The 20,790-nt window shown below is 59.9% G+C and carries 21 protein-coding genes; 12 read left to right on the forward strand and 9 right to left on the reverse strand.

Annotated elements, in window-relative coordinates:
- The first annotated feature begins 48 nt into the window (after positions 1 to 48).
- From IEW09_RS03050 to IEW09_RS03065, 4 genes are all read left to right on the forward strand, one after another.
- On the forward strand, positions 49 to 954 hold the full coding sequence (locus tag IEW09_RS03050; protein ID WP_229739047.1) for a LysR family transcriptional regulator: 906 nt from the start codon (positions 49 to 51) through the stop codon (positions 952 to 954).
- 114 nt (positions 955 to 1,068) lie between these two features.
- The gene (locus IEW09_RS03055) at positions 1,069 to 1,398 is read left to right on the forward strand and encodes a PadR family transcriptional regulator (RefSeq protein ID WP_188552657.1); all 330 of its coding nucleotides are present in this window, start codon (positions 1,069 to 1,071) and stop codon (positions 1,396 to 1,398) included.
- Positions 1,395 to 2,054, forward strand: a complete 660-nt coding sequence (locus IEW09_RS03060; protein ID WP_188552658.1) for a hypothetical protein — start codon at positions 1,395 to 1,397, stop codon at positions 2,052 to 2,054. Before IEW09_RS03055 ends, IEW09_RS03060 begins: the two co-directional genes overlap by 4 nt.
- Complete coding sequence (locus IEW09_RS03065; RefSeq protein ID WP_188552659.1) at positions 2,051 to 3,118, forward strand: alpha/beta hydrolase; 1,068 nt, start codon at positions 2,051 to 2,053, stop codon at positions 3,116 to 3,118. The genes IEW09_RS03060 and IEW09_RS03065 overlap by 4 nt, the downstream gene beginning before the upstream one ends.
- Positions 3,119 to 3,188: 70 nt before the next feature.
- Here IEW09_RS03065 and IEW09_RS03070 read toward each other — a convergent pair whose 3' ends face one another.
- Entirely contained in the window at positions 3,189 to 4,712 is a 1,524-nt protein-coding gene (locus IEW09_RS03070; protein ID WP_188552660.1) for a PAS domain S-box protein, read from the reverse strand.
- 178 nt (positions 4,713 to 4,890) lie between these two features.
- Between IEW09_RS03070 and IEW09_RS03075 the strand changes: the two genes are divergently transcribed.
- Positions 4,891 to 5,913 carry an LLM class flavin-dependent oxidoreductase gene (locus IEW09_RS03075; protein WP_188552661.1) on the forward strand — a complete coding sequence of 341 codons (1,023 nt, stop codon included), beginning with the start codon at positions 4,891 to 4,893 and terminating at the stop codon, positions 5,911 to 5,913.
- Positions 5,914 to 5,946: 33 nt separating this feature from the next.
- On the opposite strand, the gene IEW09_RS03080 is transcribed toward IEW09_RS03075, so the two are convergent.
- Positions 5,947 to 6,516 (reverse strand): GrpB family protein, encoded by a 570-nt coding sequence (locus tag IEW09_RS03080; RefSeq protein WP_188552662.1) that lies wholly within the window; start codon positions 6,514 to 6,516, stop codon positions 5,947 to 5,949.
- Positions 6,517 to 6,661: 145 nt separating this feature from the next.
- Positions 6,662 to 7,303 carry a TetR/AcrR family transcriptional regulator gene (locus IEW09_RS03085; RefSeq protein ID WP_188552663.1) on the reverse strand — a complete coding sequence of 214 codons (642 nt, stop codon included), beginning with the start codon at positions 7,301 to 7,303 and terminating at the stop codon, positions 6,662 to 6,664.
- Between the two features lie 123 nt (positions 7,304 to 7,426).
- On the opposite strand from IEW09_RS03085, the gene IEW09_RS03090 reads away from it, so the two are divergent.
- Entirely contained in the window at positions 7,427 to 8,311 is an 885-nt protein-coding gene (locus IEW09_RS03090) for an aldo/keto reductase family oxidoreductase (protein ID WP_188552664.1), read from the forward strand.
- Positions 8,312 to 8,405: 94 nt separating this feature from the next.
- Here the strand turns inward: IEW09_RS03090 and IEW09_RS03095 are convergent, their stop codons facing one another.
- The 3 genes from IEW09_RS03095 to IEW09_RS03105 all read right to left on the reverse strand — a co-directional run bounded on the left by IEW09_RS03095 (position 8,406) and on the right by IEW09_RS03105 (position 11,904).
- Positions 8,406 to 11,015: an ABC transporter permease gene (locus IEW09_RS03095; protein WP_188552665.1), complete on the reverse strand. Its 2,610-nt coding sequence runs from the start codon at positions 11,013 to 11,015 to the stop codon at positions 8,406 to 8,408.
- A 3-nt stretch (positions 11,016 to 11,018) separates the two neighbouring features.
- Positions 11,019 to 11,384, reverse strand: a complete 366-nt coding sequence (locus tag IEW09_RS03100; RefSeq protein WP_188552666.1) for a PadR family transcriptional regulator — start codon at positions 11,382 to 11,384, stop codon at positions 11,019 to 11,021.
- Between the two features lie 106 nt (positions 11,385 to 11,490).
- Complete coding sequence (locus IEW09_RS03105; RefSeq protein ID WP_188552667.1) at positions 11,491 to 11,904, reverse strand: nuclear transport factor 2 family protein; 414 nt, start codon at positions 11,902 to 11,904, stop codon at positions 11,491 to 11,493.
- A 245-nt stretch (positions 11,905 to 12,149) separates the two neighbouring features.
- Here IEW09_RS03105 and IEW09_RS03110 point away from each other — a divergent pair, with 245 nt between their 5' ends.
- The 3 genes from IEW09_RS03110 (at position 12,150) to IEW09_RS03120 (ending at position 15,453) form a co-directional block, all read left to right on the forward strand.
- Positions 12,150 to 13,619: an FAD-dependent monooxygenase gene (locus IEW09_RS03110; protein ID WP_229739048.1), complete on the forward strand. Its 1,470-nt coding sequence runs from the start codon at positions 12,150 to 12,152 to the stop codon at positions 13,617 to 13,619.
- 152 nt (positions 13,620 to 13,771) lie between these two features.
- Positions 13,772 to 14,194, forward strand: a complete 423-nt coding sequence (locus IEW09_RS03115; RefSeq protein WP_188552669.1) for a YciI family protein — start codon at positions 13,772 to 13,774, stop codon at positions 14,192 to 14,194.
- Positions 14,191 to 15,453 (forward strand): RNA polymerase sigma factor, encoded by a 1,263-nt coding sequence (locus IEW09_RS03120; protein ID WP_188552670.1) that lies wholly within the window; start codon positions 14,191 to 14,193, stop codon positions 15,451 to 15,453. Before IEW09_RS03115 ends, IEW09_RS03120 begins: the two co-directional genes overlap by 4 nt.
- On the opposite strand, the gene IEW09_RS03125 is transcribed toward IEW09_RS03120, so the two are convergent.
- Entirely contained in the window at positions 15,450 to 15,908 is a 459-nt protein-coding gene (locus tag IEW09_RS03125) for a VOC family protein (protein WP_188552671.1), read from the reverse strand. The two genes, IEW09_RS03120 and IEW09_RS03125, sit on opposite strands and share 4 nt — an antisense overlap.
- A 181-nt stretch (positions 15,909 to 16,089) precedes the next feature.
- Here IEW09_RS03125 and IEW09_RS03130 point away from each other — a divergent pair, with 181 nt between their 5' ends.
- Positions 16,090 to 16,839 carry a Type 1 glutamine amidotransferase-like domain-containing protein gene (locus IEW09_RS03130; RefSeq protein WP_188552672.1) on the forward strand — a complete coding sequence of 250 codons (750 nt, stop codon included), beginning with the start codon at positions 16,090 to 16,092 and terminating at the stop codon, positions 16,837 to 16,839.
- A gap of 96 nt (positions 16,840 to 16,935) precedes the next feature.
- Positions 16,936 to 17,523 (forward strand): dihydrofolate reductase family protein, encoded by a 588-nt coding sequence (locus IEW09_RS03135; protein WP_188552673.1) that lies wholly within the window; start codon positions 16,936 to 16,938, stop codon positions 17,521 to 17,523.
- Between the two features lie 135 nt (positions 17,524 to 17,658).
- On the opposite strand, the gene IEW09_RS03140 is transcribed toward IEW09_RS03135, so the two are convergent.
- The gene (locus IEW09_RS03140) at positions 17,659 to 18,543 is read right to left on the reverse strand and encodes an SDR family oxidoreductase (RefSeq protein ID WP_188552674.1); all 885 of its coding nucleotides are present in this window, start codon (positions 18,541 to 18,543) and stop codon (positions 17,659 to 17,661) included.
- A 329-nt stretch (positions 18,544 to 18,872) separates the two neighbouring features.
- Here IEW09_RS03140 and IEW09_RS03145 point away from each other — a divergent pair, with 329 nt between their 5' ends.
- Positions 18,873 to 19,808: an AraC family transcriptional regulator gene (locus IEW09_RS03145; RefSeq protein ID WP_188552675.1), complete on the forward strand. Its 936-nt coding sequence runs from the start codon at positions 18,873 to 18,875 to the stop codon at positions 19,806 to 19,808.
- A 132-nt stretch (positions 19,809 to 19,940) separates the two neighbouring features.
- Here IEW09_RS03145 and IEW09_RS03150 read toward each other — a convergent pair whose 3' ends face one another.
- On the reverse strand, positions 19,941 to 20,738 hold the full coding sequence (locus IEW09_RS03150; RefSeq protein ID WP_188552676.1) for a tetratricopeptide repeat protein: 798 nt from the start codon (positions 20,736 to 20,738) through the stop codon (positions 19,941 to 19,943).
- Positions 20,739 to 20,790: the final 52 nt, after the last annotated feature.

Consider the following 20,790-nt stretch of genomic DNA (forward strand, 5'->3'; position numbering starts at 1 on the left):
TAGGCCTGGTATCTTTATGTGACTAGACTCAATACACAGGAAAGCTTTATGAGCATGATTCATGAATCCGTTCGCGGAGATCTTTCCGATTTGGCCGCCTTTGCAGTTGTTGCCGAAGAGCGAAGCTTTACCCGCGCAGCGGCGCGGCTGGGCGTGTCGCAATCGGCACTGAGTCATACGATTCGGGCGCTGGAGCGACGGCTCGGGCTGCAGTTGTTGGCGCGGACGACGAGAAGCGTCTCGCCGACTCCAGCGGGAAACGCTCTTTTGCAAGACCTGGCACCTGCGCTGGAACGAATTCGGCAATCGTTGCAGAAGGTACGAAACCTGCGTGACCGGCCCTCAGGCAGGCTTCGCTTAGTGACCAGCAAATCGGCGGCGATGACCGTGCTGTTGCCAAAGCTGGAGGCGTTTACGAAGGCATATCCCGAGATTGTTCTCGATGTCACGATCACGAACGATCCGGTGGACCTTGTGGCGGGAGAGTTCGATGCCGGTATTCAGATTGGCGAGTTCATTCAACGGGACATGATCGCAGTCCGAGTGAGTGCAGACCTGAAGCTCGCGCTTGTCGGCTCGCCTGCTTATTTCGCGTCGCGGAAGCCGCCGAAGACCCCTCTCGATTTGAAGGACCATGCCTGCATCGGGTTTCGATTCAGCAGCGGAATGTATCGCTGGGAGTTCGAGAAGGGAAAGAAGATGGTGACCTTCAACCCTTTAGGGCCAGCTTCGTTCGACGATATTGACCTTGTGGTTCAGGCGATCCTGACTGGCGCCGGTATTGGCATGTCGATGGAACACACGCTGATGCCGATGATCAAAGACGGAAGGCTTATCCAGGTAATGAAGGACTGGTGTCCTGCGTTTCCGGGCTACTTTCTGTACTACCCGAGCCGCCGGAATCAGCCTGGCGCGTTGGCAGCGTTGATCAGTACGCTGCGCCTGAAGGGTTGAGTGGTCGGGGCGCGATCCTGTTTGTCTAAGCCTCAAATTTAAAACTTCAGGGCGAGTCATTTGCGGATCGCGCTTGACAGCCATTTCGATTAATTACACAATGCAGTACATATTATGCTCGGTGAATTTGAATACGTTCTGATGACTGTAGCGGCTGGCCTGGGCGAGAGCGCCTATGGTGCGGCCATTCGCGAAGAGATTGAGAAGGTGGCTGGCCGAAGCTGCTCGATTGGGGCTTTGTACACGACGATTGAGCGGCTGGAGAAGAAAGGCCTCCTCAAGACGTGGATGGGCGAGGCTACAGCGCAACGCGGCGGCAGAGCAAAACGCATGGTGCGCATGACGCCGAAGGGCATGCGTGCGGCGAAGGAGTTCTACGAAGCAATGATGCGCGTAAGCCGTAACGCTTCATGGGCTACGGGCAAGCCGGAGCGCGCGTCATGAACTCACTGGCAGAGATAGCGACGATCTTGCTTGCGCCGAAGGATCGGGATGCGGTGCTGGGCGATCTGGCGGAGACGGGCGCCAATGGATGGAGCGCTCTTGGTTCTGTGCTGGGACTTGTAGTGCGACAGCAGATGGAGCTTTGGCGCGCGTGGCAGCCGTGGGTTGCGAGCAGCACTGCCTTGGCGGGGAGTTTGCTCTTACTGAGTGTGTCCTTTGGACTATCGATGGACTCGCGTTATCTTCTGCGCGGCGAGCGTGGGTATGGCAGCGTGCTCTGTGAAGCTTTGTTGATGCTGTTGTGGGCGTGGACGAGCGGATTTGTGGTGGGGTCACTCTCCGGGAAGACGCGATGGGTGAGCGGCATTCTCTGCGCGGTCCCGTGCCTCTCCTGTGTGCTTCGGTTTCAGGACACCTCTCTCTCGCGTCTGTGCGTGCTCTTGTTTCTGCTGCCGGGTGTGGCCGGTGCCGTGCAGGGAATGCGTCGTGCACGCTTGTCCCATAGGACAGCGCTGACGTTGGCAATAGCGATGACTGCGCTGATGTTGGTTTGGGGCGGCATGTACATGCGGAACTGGTTCTTTTTCCTGCCCGCATGGTGGCTTGTGGCTCATGCAGAACGATCGAAACTCCCCAGCAAAAAGGCGGCGGTATGAAGACGCAAAAGAAACAATTTGTAACGATGTTCTGCACACTTATTTTGAGTGCGGTTTCCGCGGTCGCTCAAAGCAATGGGAGCAAGAGCCAGATTGTGGAACGAGTGATTCATTCGAAGAACTTTGAGGGGAACAAGATTGGCGTCAGCGCCGACCGAAGGCTGGCGGTGTATCTGCCTGCTGGGTATGACGGATCGTCGAAGCGCTATCCGGTTCTCTATTTTTTCCCGAGTCCAATCGATGGATACCAGACGCTCTTCGATAAGAGTGGCGCACAGGCTCTGTTCGACCGCGCAATTGCGCGAGGCACAGTTCGCAGCTTCATCCTTGTCTCTGTGGATATGACGACTCCGCTGGGAGCTTCGTGGTTTGTGAACTCTCCTGTAACCGGAAACTGGGAAGACTTTGTGGTGCAGGAGCTTGTTCCCTATGTCGATGCCAACTTCCGCACCATATCGGCGCGAGATGCGCGCGGACTTGTGGGACAACATATGGGAGCCTATGGCGCCATCCGTATCGGCATGACGCACGCGGATGTTTTTGGTTCGGTCTACGGCATGAATCCCGTGGGCACAGGATCAGGTGTGCAGATTATGGATTCGCGTCCGAATTGGGATTTGCTCGCACATGCGACTTCTCTGGATGAGGTGAAGAAGGATGGATTCTCTGCGATCTTCACATCGATCTTTCAGGCCCACTTGCCGAACCCGGAGAAGCCACCGCTCTATGTTGATTTGCCTGCGCATCGGGAGGGCGGAAAGCTGGTGATCGACTCGAAGCTCACCGCGCGATTAAGAGATAGCTTTTTTCTTGAGTCCATGATCCCGCAGTATGCGGACAATCTGAAGACGCTGCGTGGTTTTAAGTTTGACTGGTCGCGCAACGATGCGATCTGGGACCATGTGTACTCGAACCAGGCGTTCACACACAAGCTAAATGAGTTTGGCATTATGCACGAAGCCGAGGAGTACAACGGGCTTTGGGACGCGGACCCCTATTGGGGTGCAGAGGGCCGCGTAATTGCTGATGTGTTGCCATTCTTCCAGCAGCACCTGGAATTCTAGCCTGGATTAGGGCTGGGACTTCTTTCGAGAAAATCGATAGGCCCCGGTAAAGTCAGCTTAGGTGCGGAGCTCAGTCTTCTTCCGGGAGGGTGGCTTGCGGGAGGAAGACACTGGCGATGGTTCCAGTGTTGTCGCCGGTGGATATGCTCTCGATGGTTATGGTGCCGCCATGTTTTTCGACGGCTTCTTTGCTGATCCAGAGGCCGATGCCGTTTCCGAGATCACCCTTGGTGGTGAAGAACGGCTCAAATATCCGGCTGAGGTCTTCGGGCGGGATACCGGTGCCGGTGTCGGCGATGGTGACGAGATGGCCCGGCTTGCCTTCGCGTTCGGCCGGCGCAACGGCGACGGTGAGGGTGCCTCCGTGCCGCATGGCATCGATTGCGTTGACGATCAGGTTGGAGAAGACCTGGAGCATCTCTCCGCGATTGGCGACGACGTTGCGGGATGGGGTGTAACGGCGCTCGACGACGACGGCGGCGTTCTGGAGCTTTGAGGTGTAGACCTTCAGCAGCTCGTCGAGTGCGCCGCTGATGGAGAACTCGGCGGGCCGGGCGGTGCTTCGATAGTAACCGAGTGTCTGCCGGCTGATGTGCGCGACTCTTTGCAGCTCTATCTCTGCCGTGGCGAGGTATGAGCTGGCCTCGTCATTTACCGAACAGCAATGGCGGGCAAGATACATCAGGTTCAACACGGCTTCGAGAGGATTGTTCAGCTCGTGCGCTACGGTGGCGGCCATCCTTCCGGTGGCGGCGATCTTTTCGGCCTGAATCAGGAGCTGCTGAAGCTTCATCTTTTCGGAGATGTCGCGGGCGATCTTGGATGCGCCGATGATTCGCCCGGCATCGTCGCGTACGGGAGAGACGGTGACAGAGACGTTGATGCGCTGGCCGTTTTTTCTTAGGCGCGTCGTCTCGAAGTGCTCGATGCGCTCGCCGGACTGCACCTTGTGCAGGATCATGTCTTCTTCGGACTGTAGCTCGTCGGGGATAATTCGCCGGATGCTTTGACCGATCATCTCGTCGGCGCTGTAGCCGAAGAGGCGTGCCGCGGCGGGGTTCCAACTGGTGACGATGCTATTGAGATCTTTGCCGACGATGGCGTCGTCGGCAGAGTTAACGATGGCCGCTAGATGGAAACGCGCTCGCTCGGCAGCGAGCTGCTCGGTGATGTCTTCGACTCGGATTGCGGCGAGCCGACTGCCGTGGTCGCCGACGCGCGCATAGTGAGAGCGAAACCAGCGATGGAGGTCGACGCTGTAGTCGCCTTCGGATTGTTCAGGGTTTCCGGTAGCGATGACGCGGGTGAGGATGGCCGACCAGCTCTGGTGAAGGCTGGGCATCAGGGTGCTTGCGCGCTTGCCGATGGGGTCGGGAAGGCCGGTATGACGCAGCCACGCTGGGTTGACTTCGCGCCAAATACAATCGACGACCTGGCCGGTCTCGTCGACGATGCACTCGACGATGCAGAAGGCGTCGTCGATGGATTCGAAGAGGGTGCGATAGACGCCCTCATGAGCACGAGCATTGGCCAGAGCGTCTTCCGCCTCTGCCAGTCGGTGGGTAAGCTGCTCGTTGGTGGCGTTCTTGTTCATGAAGGTCGATGGAGTGTTCCTGCAATCTTCTCATTGTTGGATGAAGATAGTGGAGCGTGAGATGGTTTTGTGCTCATGGTTGCGGCTTCGAGGGTAGACAGAGTGGTTTCCGCTCGCTGCGGGAGGACTTAGCCGAGGGGAAAGTGGGTACGACTCCGAGACGGTAGACTGAGTTTGCATGAAGAAGATTGGATTTCTCTCCTTTGGCCATTGGACGCCCTCGCCTCAGTCGCAGACGCAGTGTGCGGCCGATACGCTGTTGCAGTCGATTGATCTCGCCGTCGAGGCCGAGCGCCTGGGAGTGGATGGCGCTTACTTTCGAGTGCATCACTTTGCGCGGCAATTGGCATCGCCGTTTCCGCTGCTTGCTGCGGTGGGCGCGAAGACGAGCACGATCGAGATTGGCACGGCAGTGATCGACATGCGGTATGAGAATCCGCATTACATGGCGGAGGATGCGGGCGCGGCGGACCTGATTGCCGGAGGACGGCTGCAACTGGGGATCAGTCGCGGCTCGCCGGAGCAGGTGATCGACGGCTGGCGCTACTTTGGCTATCGCCCGGAGGAGGGCGAGAGCGATGCGGAGATGGGGCGGCGTCATGCGAGGGAGTTCTTCGAGTTGTTGCGCGGGCAGGGCTTTGCACAGCCGAACCCGCGTCCGATGTTTCCGAATCCTCCGGGGTTGCTGCGGTTGGAGCCGCACTCGGATGGGCTGCGTGACCGCATCTGGTGGGGCGCGGGATCGAATGCGACGGCGGTGTGGGCGGCGAAGCTTGGGATGAACTTGCAGAGCTCGACGTTGAAGGATGATGAGACCGGTGAGCCGTTTCACGTGCAGCAGGCGGCGCAGATTCGCGCTTTTCGCGCGGCGTGGAAGGAGGCCGGCCACGCGCGCACGCCACGCGTCTCGGTGAGCCGCAGCATCTTCGCGCTGATGGACGACCGCGACCGTGCTTATTTTGGGCGGGGTGGCCAGGAGGGCGACAAGATCGGCTTCATCGATCAATCGACGCGAGCGATCTTCGGCAGAAGCTATGCTGCTGAGCCGGATGTGCTGGTCGAGCAGCTTAGAGAGGATGAGGCGATTGCCGAGGCTGACACGCTGTTGCTGACGGTTCCGAATCAGCTTGGTGTTGAGTACAACGTGCATGTGCTCGAGGCGATTCTTACGACGGTGGCGCCTGCTTTGGGCTGGCGTTGAGTTGAGCCTTTGACTTGCTTATATCGGATGCATCTATTCTGCCCAGTCGTGCTCGATGGGGAGGTTTTGGCTGCGGCGTGCGTCGTTGACGGCTTTGTGCAGGAATGAAGTTTTTCCGTCGGTGTAGCGCGGCATGTCGTCGCCACAGGCCGATGCCAGCTCGAGCTTCAGTGCTTCATAGGCGCGGGCGACCTCGGGGTGTTGGATCAGCCAGTCGCGCAGCAGCAGCTCATTTTTGATGGGCCAGTCGGGCGCGACCACTAGATGCAAATGGTAGGCGAGATCGGAGTTTGCCACTGTTTTGCGGAAGAAGCGCCGCTTGAAGAAGCCGGCGTCGATCCTGCGATAGCCTGCGTTATCGAGAGGGGCGTCGAATGCATCGGCTTGCGTGAGCGAGGCGACGGGCGCCATCATGTCGATGATGGGTTTTGCGCTGAGGCCGGCAACGGCGGTGCTGCCGTAGTGCTGAAGCTCGTCGGCGATGCTGCCGAGCAAGGGACGGAGCAGATCGCGCTCTTGCGAGAAGTAGATGGGCCAGCAGGGGTCGGGAGGTGCGATCGAAACATGGCCTAGCGCCTGCCTCGCGTGTTCGTGGTTGTACATGCGATCAGTTTAGAGGGGTTCTGCACCGGATGTGGTTGGGTGATTCGGGCAAGACGCAGATTCCCTTCGGGAATGGCAAATAAAAAGACAAACAAAGGGACAAATAAAAGGGCAAGCAAAGGAAGCTGGGCTTGAGAGGAGATCGCTATAGCTGTTGCGGCGCGGAGCAGGCTTCTAGATAGGCGCAGACGAAGAAGATGAGCTCCTGCTTTAGGGTGTCGAAGTGTTTTTCCGGGGCGGTTGATTCGAGCAGGCGGCGGCTGATGCCGACCATGGCGCCTTGCAGCATCGAAGCTACGAGATGCGGGTCTTTGCTGAACGGATCGCTGGCAGTGGTCAGCATGCCGACGATTGCCTTGTTGGAGCGCACGGACGTCTGCTGCACGATCTTCGCTCCGTCGACATCGGAGCTGATGGAGTAGAGCGCGACGCTGGTCTTTGCGTCCTTCATCTTGGCGGTGAGGAATGCGGTGATGAGCGCGGTCGCCATTTGCCGGAGCGTGCTTCCCTTCTGCTCCTTGCAGACGCGCTCGACTGTTGCTGTGACCTCATCCATGTGACGCCGCAGGGCGGCTTGCAGGAGCGCGCTCTTGTTGGGGAAGTATTGATAGAGGGTTCCGACCGAGACACCGGCGCGCATTGCGACCCGCGTGGTGGTCAGACGCTCTTTTCCGACGGCGAGCAAAACCTGAATGGTCGCCTGAAGAATGGCGTCAACGCTTGCGGCCGAACGCGCCTGGACCGGCAATTTACGCGGCTGCAAGAGCACCTGGGAACGCGGAGGCAAATGCGAACTCCTTATGTGAAGCTTTCTTCATCTAACCACAAGCGGCTGGATGGAAGTAGGCGAGCGGCGAAGAATCTTTGAACGAAGTTTTGCATAGAACTTGAACGGATCAGGAGAGACAGCATGAGCACGTCGGCGACCCTTGGCGGTACATTTACTTTTCCGAATACATCGATGACCGTGAACCGCATGGGCTATGGCGCGATGCAACTGGCGGGGCCGCAGGTGTGGGGGCCACCGCGCGACGTTGACGCTGCGGTTGCGGTTCTGCGCGAGGCTGTGGACGCGGGCGTGAACCATATCGACACGAGCGACTTCTATGGGCCGCATGTGACAAACCAGATCATCCGGCGGGCGCTTCATCCTTATAAGGATGGGTTGGTGATCGTCACCAAGCTGGGCGCGCGCCGCGGCGAGGACAAGTCGTGGATTCATGCTCTCTCGCGGCAGGAGCTGATCGATGGCGTTCACGACAATCTGCGCAACCTCGGGCTCGATGCGCTCGATGTCGTCAACCTTCGCGTTGGAGGCGTGATGGGGCCGACGGAGGGATCGATTGAGGAGCCGCTGACGGTTCTGGCCGAGCTGAAGCAGCAGGGGCTCATCCGGCATCTCGGCCTGAGCAACGTTAGTGCCGCGCAGTTTGCCGAGGGGCAGAAGATTGCTGAGATTGTGTGCGTGCAGAACCTGTACAACGTGGCGCAGCGCAGCGACGATGCGTTTGTCGACGATCTTGCAGCGCGCGGCGTAGCGTATGTGCCTTTCTTTCCGTTGGGTGGATTTACGCCGTTGCAGTCGTCGGTGCTGGATGCGGTGGCGGCTTCCCTGGGGAGCACGTCGATGCAGGTTGCGCTTGCGTGGCTGTTGCAACGCTCGCCTAACATGCTGCTGATTCCGGGGACGTCTTCGGTCGGGCATCTGCGCGAGAACCTGAAGGCGGCAACGATTGAGCTTTCGCGAGAGGTCGTTGCTACGCTCGACGCAATTGGCGCGAGTCGCGGCGCTTAGCTTGGCGAGATTCTCCGCGACTTCGATCGGATCGTGATCGACCATGGGGAGAGGCTATCTGCAAATTAAAGATGAATGCGCTGGCTACGCGCGGCTATTCGGCGCGAAGAGCTTCTACAGGATTTACCTTTGCTGCACGATGCGCGGGGAGAAAGCTGGCCGCGAGCGATGCCAGTCCAAGCAGCAAGGAGACGCAGATTAAAGTTGCAGCGTCCCACGCCTGAACGCCGAAGAGCAGGCTGCGCATGAGCATCGATGTTGCCAGAGAGCAGAGCAGACCGATGCTCAGCCCGGTGAGCGTCAGCCATGCTGCCTGGCGCATGACGAGGCTGTAGACCGTGCCGCGTTGTGCTCCGAGTGCCATGCGCACGCCGATCTCGCGCGTTCGCTGGCCTACCGAATAGGAGATGACACCGTAGAGTCCGACGACGCCGAGGATCAGCGCCATGGCTGCGAAGCCCCCCACCAGCCATGCGGAGAAGCGATGCAGCAGGGCGGCCTGCGTCGTGTCGATCTTCTCGATCATGGTGGTTTCGTTGGAGATGCCGAGGTCCGGATTAATCTGATGCAGCGTGCTGACTAGTTCGGGGAGGAGTGTGCTTGCTTGTTGCGAGGTACGCACGGCGAGAGTAAAGGAGTGCTCGCCGATCTGGTTCATGGGGAAGTACTCTGTTGGCGCAACGGGGGCATCGAGCGGGCCTTCGCGCACGTCGTCGACTACGCCGACGATCTGCCAGACGGAGGGTATTCCGCCTTCGTCATTGGCGATGCTCTGACCGATGGGGTCTTGGCCGGGGAAGTATTTTTGCGCTAGCGTTTGATTGATTACGGCTACGCCTGGTTTCGATGTGTCGTCAGCCTCGGTGAAGAATCGTCCCCTGCGCAATGTTGCTTTAAGCGTGGACAGATAGTTGGCGCTGATGTGGCGCTCGTCCACCTCATTGTGCTCGCCGTGATATGGCCTGCCGACGATTCTGATGCCATCGGTATTGCAATCGCACTGGACGGGCAACCTGCTGGTGATTCCTGCCGATTCGACGCCGGGCAGGCTGGTGGCGCGGCGCACTACCTCGCGATAGAGTTCGACGATCTGTTCGCTGGTCGCATACATCGAGCCGGGTACAGAGACGTCGGCCGTTGCAAGGTGGCTTGGCTCAAATCCCAGCGGCACATGTAGAAGCCGATAAAAGCTGCGCCCTAACAATCCGGCGCCTGCCAGAAGCATGACGGCGATGGCGAGCTCGAAGATGACGAGATTCGCGCCGAGCCTCCGCCAGAGCTGGCCCGCTGCTCCACGATCTCCGTCGGTGAGTCCAATGCGCAGTTGCCGAAGGGAGAGTCGCAGCATGGGCGTCACTGCGAGCAGCAGCGCAGCCAACAATGCGACTGCGACAGTGAAGGCCGCAGTGTGCGCATTGAGTCCGACACCGTTGAGGAACGGCATGCCTGCTGCCATGTTTTTGGGAACCAGATGAACGAGGAGCCTCATGAGTGCGGCGGCGATGAAGATACCGGTAACGCTGCCGAGTAGGGCAAGCACGAGTCCTTCGGTGACGAACTGTTTGATCAGCCGCGCAGGAGATGCGCCCAACGCGCCGCGTACTGCAATCTCGCGCCTGCGGTTCTCTGCGCGCACCAGAACGAGGCTGCCGACGTTGATGCAGGCAATGAGCAACAGCAGACCGGCTCCGCCGAGCAGCGTCAGCAGGATGGGGCGCACATCGCCGGTGACAACTTCGGAAAAGGGTGTGACGCTGGCGGTCAGGTCGTGCCCGGTGATGGCGTATTGCTGTTGCAGCCGCTGTGAGATTCCCCTGATCTCGCTCTGCGCTGATTGCACCGTTACTCCATCGCGCAGCCTTGCAATGCCGAAGAAGGCGTAGAAGGTGCGTGAATGCTCGTGGGAGCTGAGGTTGTTAATGGGAACCCAGAACTCTGCGTCGCCGCTCAGTGCGAAGGTAAATGACTGCGGCAGGACGCCGATGATTGTGTAAGGCTTATTATCGAGATCGATCGTTCGCCCAACCACGTCCGGCTGCGCGCCGTAGCGATGGACCCATGCGTCGTAGCTGAGGAGCGTCACGTTGGGGCCGCCGGGCTGATCTTCTCCGGGGTTGAAGTCGCGCCCAAGAATAGGGCGGACTCCAAGAGTGTGAAAGAACCCACCGCTTACGCGTTCGCCGTGTACCGGCTCCGCGCCTGTGGCGGTGCGCAGAAGATAGCCGCTGCCGGTGTAGATATCGAGCGAGCTGAAGGATTTGTTCTGGGCCTGCCAGTCGAGAAAGTCAGGATAGGAGAGCGGCCAGCCCGGCAGCGAGGTGTCGCTTTCGCTGACCGACATGACGCGATCAGGATGCGCATACGGCAACGGTTCGAGCAGTGCGGCATCAACAAAGGCAAAGATGGCAACGCTTGTACCGATGCCAAGAGCGAGGACGAGAAGTGCAATGGAGGCGAAGCCGGGCCTTCTTGCTAGCTGGCGAATGGCGAACTGAAGATCGCGAAGCAGGTTGTTGATCCAGGCGATGCAGTCTTTGAGATAGAAGCGCTCGCGGGCAGCCTGCGCGTTGCCGAACTCTACTTTTGCCCTGCGGCGTGCCTGCTCTTCATTCAAGCCTTCACGCTGTAGATCGTCAGTCTCGTGCTCGATGTGCGATTTGATCTCTTCGGCAAAATCGTCTGCACTGCGTCTGCGCCTGAACATAACCTAGACCTCCTCGGTGCCTGGTCCTCCATTGAGAATCAGTCCCATTGCCCTCGTCAGTCGCTGCCACTCGTTCGTCTTCTCTGCAAGCTGTTGACGTCCCTTAGCCGTTAGCGAGTAGAAGCGCGCCTTGCGATTGTTTTCGCTGACGCCCCATTTGGCGCTGATCCATTTTTTGTCTTCAAGCCGCTGTAGCGCGAGATAGAGCGAGCCATGATCGACAAAGAACGCCTCTTCCGATTGGCGAAGGATGGAGCGCGCTATGCCCTGGCCGTGGCAGGCACCGAGTACGAGCGTTTTTAGAATGAGCAGGTCGAGCGTGCCCTGAAGAAGGGTGACGCGGTCGTCGGGATTGGTTTGGGAAGGCATCCAACCCAAGAATGGCATCGCTTGGGTCGGATGTCAACATGAAGCTGAAAATTTGGTCCTCGACGACTTCCTTCAGTCGCGTGGCACCTGGGTTCGAGGGAGGTGCTCAGGTGGTGAGCTGAACCCATTGGCGTCGCCATGCGGGAGCCTCGAAGGGATCGGCAAAGTATTGTGTCTCGTGCACGACCTTGCCGTCGCGGAACTCCATAATGCTGACCGTGTATGCAGGGCGCCCCTGATAGGTGATGGTGTACTCGGTGATCCAGAGGTTGCCTTGCCCGAGCATTCGCCTGACGTTGAAGCCGGAGGGCTTGCCGGGGTGGTGACTCCGCAGTGCTTGCAGATTGCTTCGTCCGAGGATGCGCTCGCCCGACTGCGGATAGTCGCAGATGGCGTCGTCGGTGTAGATAGCGTGCTCGGCGTCTGCGTCGCCGGCTGCCGATGCGCGCCAGTGCGCGTTCAGGGCCTCGCGTATCTGGTTCTCTTCGGTCGATTGCTGTGGGATGTGTTCGGCTGCCATGTTGAGCTACCTCGTGGGATGGAGCCCGAAAGTGTGATGGCCTGCCCCGGAAGATGGGGCGTTTACGCATGCTGATAGTGTTATGGCTGCGTAAAAAACTCGTCCGATCGTTGCGGACGAGCCAAAGGGGAGTTATTTCCTCTCCCCACTTTTAAGATATAACGCACACGGGGGCTTGCGGCAAGACCCGGTTCGTGCCTCATGATCAACGACTGCAGTTAGAGATCGTTGAAACGGGAGGCATGATGACTGAGCATGCGGTTGTGGTTGCAGGAGGAGGGCCGACGGGGATGATGCTGGCGGCTGAGCTGGCGTTGGCGGGTGTGGATGTGGCCATCGTCGAGCGGCGCACTAGCCAGGATCTTGTGGGGGCGAGGGCGGGCGGTTTGCACTCGCGTACGATCGAGGTCTTCGATCAGCGCGGAATTGCGGACCGGTTTCTTTCGCAGGGAGAGCTGCATCGGAAGGGGTTAGGTTTTCACCACACTATCTCCGATATCAGCGACATGCCTACGCGGCATAGCTACTTTCTGGCGCTGCGGCAGCAGCAGATCGAGCGCATCCTCGCTGGCTGGGTCGACGAGCTTGGGGTGAGGATCTATCGCGGACGCGAGGTTAATGGCTTTGCGCAGGATGAATCGGGCGTGGATGTTGCGCTGTCGGATGGTGAGACGCTGCGAGCGGCGTACCTTGTGGGCTGCGATGGGGGGCGCAGCGCGATTCGCAAGGCGGCGGGCATCGAGTTTGCCGGATGGGATGCGACGAAGAGCTGGCTGATGGCGGAGGTGCAGGTGACTGAGGAGCCTGCGTGGGGCTTTCGCGAAGATGCGACCGGTACCCATGCGATCGGCAAGCTGGAGCATGGCACGGGAATGCGGGTTGTGCTGACCGAACAGGAGCGAAAGGTCGGCGGCGAACCGACGCTGAGCGATGTCAGCGAGGCGCTTATTGCTGTCTACGGGACTGATTTTGGAGCTCACAGCCCAGGCCCGATCACGAGGTTTACCGATGTAACGCGGCAGGCGGTAGCGTATCGCAACGGACGAGTGCTGTTGGCGGGCGACGCGGCGCATGTGCATCCGCCGATGGGTGGGCAGGGCTTGAATCTGGGTGTACAGGACGCGATGAATCTGGGATGGAAGCTGGCGCAGGTGGTTAAGCGGGTTTCGCCGGAGAGCCTTCTGGACAGCTACCAGGCCGAGCGTCATCCGGTGGTGGCTGGTGTGCTGCGCGCGACGATGACGTCTGTTGCGCTTCAGCGACCGGATGAACGTACCAAGGCGTTGCGAGAGACGCTTGCCGAGTTGATGAAGCTGGATGAGGTTCGTCGGCAGGTGGCCGTGGAAAAGGCCGGACTGGACATCCATTACGACTTGGGCGAGGGGCATCCTCTGCTGGGACGACGAATGCCTGATGTTGAGGTGGCAACGGCCGCGGGATTGCTGCGAGTGTTTACGCTGTTGCATGATGCGCGGCCGCTGCTCCTGAACCTCGGTGAGCGGAACGGCTTCGATATCGCTCCGTGGGCGGATCGCGTTCAGTTGGTCGACAGCAGGTATGACGGGAGGTGGGAGCTTCCTGCGCTGGGAGAGGTTGCTGCTCCTGCGGCGGTGCTGATTCGGCCTGACGGATACGTGGCTTGGGTGGGAGAGATGGGTGGACAGGGACTGGCAGATGCGCTGAGCAACTGGTTCGGGCCGCCTGCTGCGGCGTAATGGGATTGTGACCGGAGGTTGATGCGGAAGGATTAGGCTATGCTGTCGGGGCGTGGGCCAAAATTTTCGCTGCATGGTAGAAATCGGTCGGCTGCGTTCGACGTATAGGTAGAACAGCCGGTTTGGCTGGAGATCGACGAGGAGATAAATCTATGCGCTTCATGATGATCGTGATTCCCAAAGGATATGAGACGGCAGCTCCGGACGCAGTTCCGAATGCGGAGGCAGTGTCGAAGATGATGGAGTACAACAAGAGCCTGCAACAGGCGGGCGTTCTGCTGGCGCTGGACGGGCTGCTTCCGCCTTCGGCCGGCGCTCGTGTCTCGTACACGGATGGCAAGGCCACGGTTACGGATGGGCCTTTCGCTGAGGCGAAAGAGGTTGTCGGAGGTTACTGGATCATCCAGGTGCGTTCGCGCGAAGAGGCGATTGAATGGGCCAAGCGGGCGCCGATGCGGAATAACGAGATCATCGAGGTGCGGCAGATCCACGAGATGACCGACTTCCCTGAGGATGTGCGGAAGGCTGCGGCGGGCTTTGAAGATCTGACGAACGTGACCGCCGCGAAGGCATGAGCGACATTCACAGGACGATCGAGGCGGTGTGGAGAATCGAATCCACACGCCTCATCACCGGAATTGCGCGTGTCATCCGCGATGTCGGGATTGCGGAGGAGCTTGCCCAGGAGGCCCTGGTTGCAGCGCTGGAGCAGTGGCCGGAGGAGGGCATTCCCGACAACCCTGCCGCGTGGCTGATGACGGCGGCGAAGCGGCGCGCCATCGACCAGCTGCGCCGCGGGCGGATGCTCGAGCTGAAGCATGGCGAGATCGCTCGCGAGCTTGAGCTGGAGCAGCGGCGGCTTGGCGATGCGCTCGATCAGTCTCTCGATCAGGTCATCGATGACGATGTGCTGCGCCTCATCTTTATCGCGTGCCATCCGGTGCTCGCGGTAGAAGGATGCATCGCGCTCACGCTGCGCTTAATCTGCGGCCTGACCACGGCGGAGATTGCCCGCGCATTTCTGGTTCCGGAAAAGACGCTGGGCCAGCGTATCTTTCGCGCCAAGCGAACGCTCGCCGAGGCGCATGTTCGCTTCGAGTCTCCACGCGGAGAGGAGCTGCGCAGAAGAGTCGAGACGGTGCTCTCGGTCGTCTACCTAATATTTAACGAGGGATATACGGCGACATCGGGCGGTGAGTGGATGCGGGCAGCGCTCTCCGAAGAGGCGCTTCGCCTCGGACGCATGCTGGCGCAACTGCTTCCTGCGGAGCCTGAGATTCATGGGCTGCTGGCATTGATGGAGCTGCAGGCCTCGCGTGCCGCAGCGCGAACAGGGCCCGATGGCGCGCCGGTGTTACTGCTCGAACAGAACCGGTCGTTGTGGGACTATGCACAGATTCAGCGAGGCATGGCCGCGCTTGAGCGCGCGCAGGGGCTAGGCGGAGGCGCGGGCAACTATGCGATGCAGGCGGCCATTGCAGCCTGTCATGCGCGAGCACGCACGGCCAGCGAGACTGACTGGGAGCGCATCGTTCTTCTTTACGACGCGCTGTTGCAGATCAGGCCGTCTCCGATTGTGGCGCTGAATAGGGCGGTAGCGGTCGGTATGGCGTACCCCGCCGCCGGGCTCGATGCGGTGGACGCTCTGGCCAACGAGCCTGGGCTGGCGAACTATCACCTGCTTCCAACGGTTCGGGGAGATCTGCTCATCAAGCTCGGACGATTTGCCGAAGCCCGCAAAGAGCTGCAACGCGCTCTGGGGATGACGCAGAACGAGGCCGAACAAATTTTATTGAGGAAAAAATTGCAGATGATGGATGAAAAAGGCTTTTAGCCCTCTCGTGCGGCGGCTTCGAGAGCGACCAGATCCATTTTGATCATTCCCATCATGGCTTCCATGGCTTTGGGGTGACTGATCAGCGCGCCGATGTTGCGCGGCACGATCTGCCAGCAGAGGCCGAAGCGGTCTGTGAGCCAGCCGCAGGCCATGGGCTTGCCGCCGCCTTCCATCAGCTTGTCCCAGTAGCTGTCGATCTCCTGCTGCGAGTCGCAGCGGACGAAGAAGGAGAAGGCGGGGGTAAGCTGTTGCGCGGGGCCGCCGTTCATGAAGACCATCTGCTGACCTTCAAGCTCGATGGTGATGGTGGCGATTTTGCCGACGGGCCAGGGGCCGACGCCTTTGGAGCGCATCTCTTCGACCTTGCGGGCGCGCGGAAAGATGCTGAGGTAGAAATCGGCGGCTTCTTCGGCGTTGTCGTTGAACCAGAGGAATGGCGCGAGATTATTCATGGGAGGCATGGTATCAGCTTGAGGATTCATTGCGATAAAACGCTTGTCGGTATAACTGCGCCTTTAATATTTAATGAGTGCTGAGACGCGTTTCACGGGAGTAATTCTCCTTGCTGAACCCAGGAACAGCGAATAGAAGATAGGCTTATAAAGCAGAGCAGAATACCTTGGGAGCGCCTTGATGAAACTTCTCCTCACCTCCTCTGGCATCAGCAACACGAGCATCCACGATGCTTTGGTCGATCTTCTGGGCAAACCGGTTACCGAATCGAGTGCCCTCTTCATTCCCACTGCAATGTACCCATTCCCGCGACATGCTGCTATGGCATGGCAGGCGTTCTGCGGAAAAGCTAAGACCCCATTGTGCGAATTGGGTTGGAAGTCTCTGGGAGTGCTGGAACTTACCGCGCTGCCCAGCATCGATAAAAACGATTGGGTCCCAATGGTCGAAGAGACGGACGCTCTACTGGTTTGGGGTGGCGATCCTCTTTATCTGTCTCAATGGATGCGACAGTCAGGACTGACCGACCTGCTACCGCTGTTGCGACGCGAATCGGTCTATGTGGGAGTCAGTGCCGGGAGCATGGCGGTATCGACCACCTTCGGAGAAGCCTACAGCAATCCACCCAGCGGCAGCCGCAACGTGCTCACATCGGAAAACATCGTGTTCGCTACACCAAAGGGAGGAATGAGCAGGATCCTAGCCACAGCGCAGGGAGCGGGAATGGTCGACTTTGCATTGATTCCGCATCTTGATCACGAGGATCATCCGGATGCTTCTCTAGCGAATGCAGAACAGTGGGCTGCGAAGATACCTGTGCCAGTGTATGCGATTGACGATCAGACCGCTATCAAGGTGATCGACGGCAACATAGAAGTAGTCTCCGAGGGGCACTGGAGACTATTTACTTCGCACTGCACTCGAACTTAAGAACTAAAATTCTCCGGGAACAATCTGTCGATTTCCGATTTTGCTGTTTGTTGTGATCGTGACGTAGTGGCACAAAATCGATAGGAGAGATTCAGCATGCGCAAACTCAAGATCATGGAACATATTTCGTTGGACGGCGTGATTGAGATTGGACGTCCGGGCGATGAGGGCTTTCCTTATGGCGACTGGACCGCGCCGTATCGCAGTCCTGCCGGGCTGGAGAGAGTGCTTGCGATCTACGGCGAGAACTTCGATCTGCTGATTGGGCGCCGGACCTACGATATGTGGTCGGGTTACTGGCCGAAGGCACCGAAGAGTCCGATGGCGGACCGCCTGAATGCGGCGACGAAGTATGTTGCGACCCACAGGCCGGAGAGCCTGGAATGGGGGCCGGTTGAGGGGATTGGGCCGGACCTCGTGGAGGGTGTGCGCGGCATCAAGGCGAAGGACGGTGCGGACCTGATCCTCGCGGGCAGCTCGACACTGACGTCGGTGTTGCTCGAGCATGGGCTGGCGGATGAGGTGGTTCTGCTGGTCAACCCTGTGCTGCTGGGCAAAGGAAAGCGCCTTTTTGCGGAGGGAACTCCGCCACGCGCGTTTACGCTGGAGAGCACGCAGGCTTTGCCGTCGGGCATCATCATCAACCATTACAAGGCCGCTGGAGCTTTGCAGAATTTGAGATGAGGAGCGCCGTTCCCGGTGCAGAGGCAATGGTGAGGATGGCTTCGTTAAGTTAAGGTACAGTTCAGTTTTGATGAACGCGCTTATGTGTAGGCTGAAGCGCACCGGTGGTTTGTTTACGCCGGTGCGCGTTTGGGTTTAGAAGCGCATCTGTTCCAGGTCGGAGATGAGGGTGGGGCCGGTGGGGTGCCAGTTCAGGCGCTGTTGGGTCAAGGTGCTGGAGGCGGGCATGTCCCAGGCGGCGAAGGGCGCGAGCCAGCCGAAGTGGGCTGCGGCTTCTTCCTGCGAGAGGGAGGCGGTGGGGAGCTTGAGGCCTTTGCCAAGGACTTCGGCGATATCGCGGACGGGGACGCCTTCTTCGGCGACGGCGTGGTAGCGGGCGCCGGGCTGCTGTTTTTCGACGACGAGGCGATAGAGGCGGGCGGCGTCGCGGACGTGCACGGCGGGCCAGCGGTTCTGTCCGTCGCCGACGTAGGCGGAGCGGCCCTTGTCGCGAGCGGCGGCGACGGCGTAGCTGATGAGACCTTGCCTGAAGGGGTCGTGGACCTGGGGGAGGCGGACGACGGAGACGTTGATGCCGCGGTCGGTGAGAGCTGCACCTGCTAGCTCGGAGGACTTGCGCGGGTTGGCGTGGTCGGGATCGAAGTGGTCTTCGGTGGCGAGTTGGCCGGGCGCGGCGCTGCCCATGCCGGTGCCGGAGGTGATGACGAGCGGACGGCTGGAGCCGGCGAGCGTGGAGCCGAGGGCTTCAATGGCGCGGCTGTCGATCTCGCAGTTGGCGAGGAATTTGGAGAAGTCGTGGATGAAGGCGAGGTGGATGACGGCGTCGGCGGAGGCTGCACCGCGGCGGAGGCTGTCGAGGTCTTCGAGGTCGCCGTGGTGGGGCTGGGCCCCGGCGGCGAGGAGGGATTGGGCTCCGGCGTCGGAGCGCGTGAGGCCGAGGACCTGGTGGCCGTGGCGGATGAGCTCGGGAACGAGGGCGGAGCCGATGAAGCCGGTGGCTCCGGTGACGAAGATACGCATGAGGTGTACTCCTTTTTGTTGCTGCTGAGTAGATGTGGGGTGGAGGACGTACGATCTGGGTTGGGAGTCCGGAGTTTTGGTTTGATCGTCCGCAGAGCGGCCGCGGATTGGGGCGGATTTAAAGGCAAATACAGGGGTCTCTCCACTGCGGCGTGCGATAAAGCCGCACGCCTTCGGTCGAGATGACGTGCTTTTGAGTAGCGCAGTGGTGGTTTAACCCATGTCCTAGAGGCGGGAGATGGGGCACCCGTTTTGTACCTGTTTTGATTGAGTTTTAGAGTCTTTGGGTGGGGGTTGGGTATCTATGAAGTTGAGGATTGATACGACCAATGGACCCGCTCTCGGATGTGTTGTCGCTGCTGAAACCTCGGAGCTATATCTCCGGTGGCTTTCAGATGGATGGCGATGTGGCCGTTCAGTTTCCTAATCATGAAGGCATCAAGTGCTATGCGATGATCGCGGGCGAGTGCTGGCTGTCGGTCGAGGGCATCGAGGAGCCGGTGCGGATGACGGCTGGGGATTGCTTTCTGCTGCCGCGAGGGTTGCCGTTTCGGCTGGCGACTGATCTGTCGTTGCCGCCGGGTGACTTTCAGGTGCTACGGGCGACGTGGAAGAAGGACGGCGCGGCTGTCGGCAGGGAGGGCTGCGAGCGGTATCTGGTGGGTGGACACTTTGTGCTGACTGGCAGCCATGCCGGGTTTCTGCTGCGGTCGCTGCCGCCGATTGTGCATATACAGAAGGAGTCGGACAAGGAGGCGATGCGGTGGTCGCTGGAGCGGATGAAGGAGGAGCTGCGCGATCCGCAGCCGGGCGGGAGTTTGATTGCACAGCAGCTTGCTTACATGATGTTGATACAGGCTCTGCGGCTGCATCTGGCCGATGGCGGACGCGACAATGTTGGCTGGCTGTTTGCGCTGGCGGACAAGCAGATGGGCGCGGCGATTGCGTGCATGCACGACGAGCCGGGGTATGGGTGGACGCTGAAGACGCTGGCGGAGCGGGTGGGCATGTCGCGGTCGGTCTTTGCGCAGCGGTTTAAGAAGATGGTGGGGATAACGCCGATGGAGTATCTGACGCGATGGCGGATGCTGCTGGCGGGCGACAGGCTGAGGTGCACGGGCGATTCGCTGGCGGCGATTGCGTCGTCGCTGGGGTATGAGTCGGAGAGCGCGTTCGGCAAGGCGTTTCGCAGGGTGATGGGTTGTTCGCCGCGACGGTATAGCCGGGGTGCGATGGATGGTGTAGAGATGGTTGCGGCTAGGTAAGTTGCTGTGGCGGCTGTCGAGTTGATGGTTGACGGAGGACTGACGGGTGCGCCTTTTGGAGCGCCTCTTCTTCGCGGTTGATCGCACAGAGCCAATGCGCCGCACAAAAAAGCTACTGTGTGAAAAATGGGGCTAGGGGTCGCGGTACTCGCGGCGCTTTAGTTCGCGGAGTGCCTGCTCGTGGCCTTGCAGAGCGGCCTGGCGAATCCAGTGACGGGATTGGGTGTAGTCGTGCTCGACGCCCTGGCCGATGGCGTAGAGGTGGCCGAGCTGGAACTGTGCTTCGGCGTTGTCTTGATCGGCGGCCTTGCGATACCACGCGGCTGCCTGCGGGTAGCTGCGAGGGACACCCTGCCCGAAGTAGTAGAGGTCGGCTAGTTTTTGCTGGGCTTCGGCAAAGTTCTGGTTGGCGGCGAGGCGATACCAGTGGGCGGCCTCGGTGTTGCTCTGCGCGACGCCCTCGCCTTTGCGATACATGAGGCCGATGTTGTACTGCGCCCAGGCGAGGTTGCTGTGGGCGGCGCGCTGGCACCAGACGAAGGCTTCGGCAAAATTGTTGACGGCGTAGTAGCGGAAGCTGAGGTTGGCCTGCGCGTAGGCGTGGCCCTGCTCGGCGGCTTTGCGCTCCCAGTGGGCGGCCTGGGCGTCGTCTTCGGGGAGGCCCTTGCCTTCGTCGTACATGGTGCTGAGAAGGTACTGCGACTCGGCGTGGCCTTGCTCGGCGGCAAGACGAAAGCCTGATGCGGCGGCGGTGAAGTTGCCTGCGTTGTAGTCGGTGACGGCCTGCTTGTAGTGCGGGTTGGAGGCTGCGTTGGCGGCGTCGCGGCGGCCGCGGGCGATGATGCCGGAGCGCGTGGAGCCGAGCGTGAGCGTGGCTCCGGCGGTGGGGACGTGCTGCAGGCCGGATTTGGTTTTGTCTTGATCGTCCATGCTGGGGCTATTTATGTTTCGCGCTGGCCTGATGTTTGTTGTCTATCGCGGC

Source organism: Edaphobacter dinghuensis (assembly GCF_014640335.1).
GTDB lineage: Bacteria > Acidobacteriota > Terriglobia > Terriglobales > Acidobacteriaceae > Edaphobacter > Edaphobacter dinghuensis.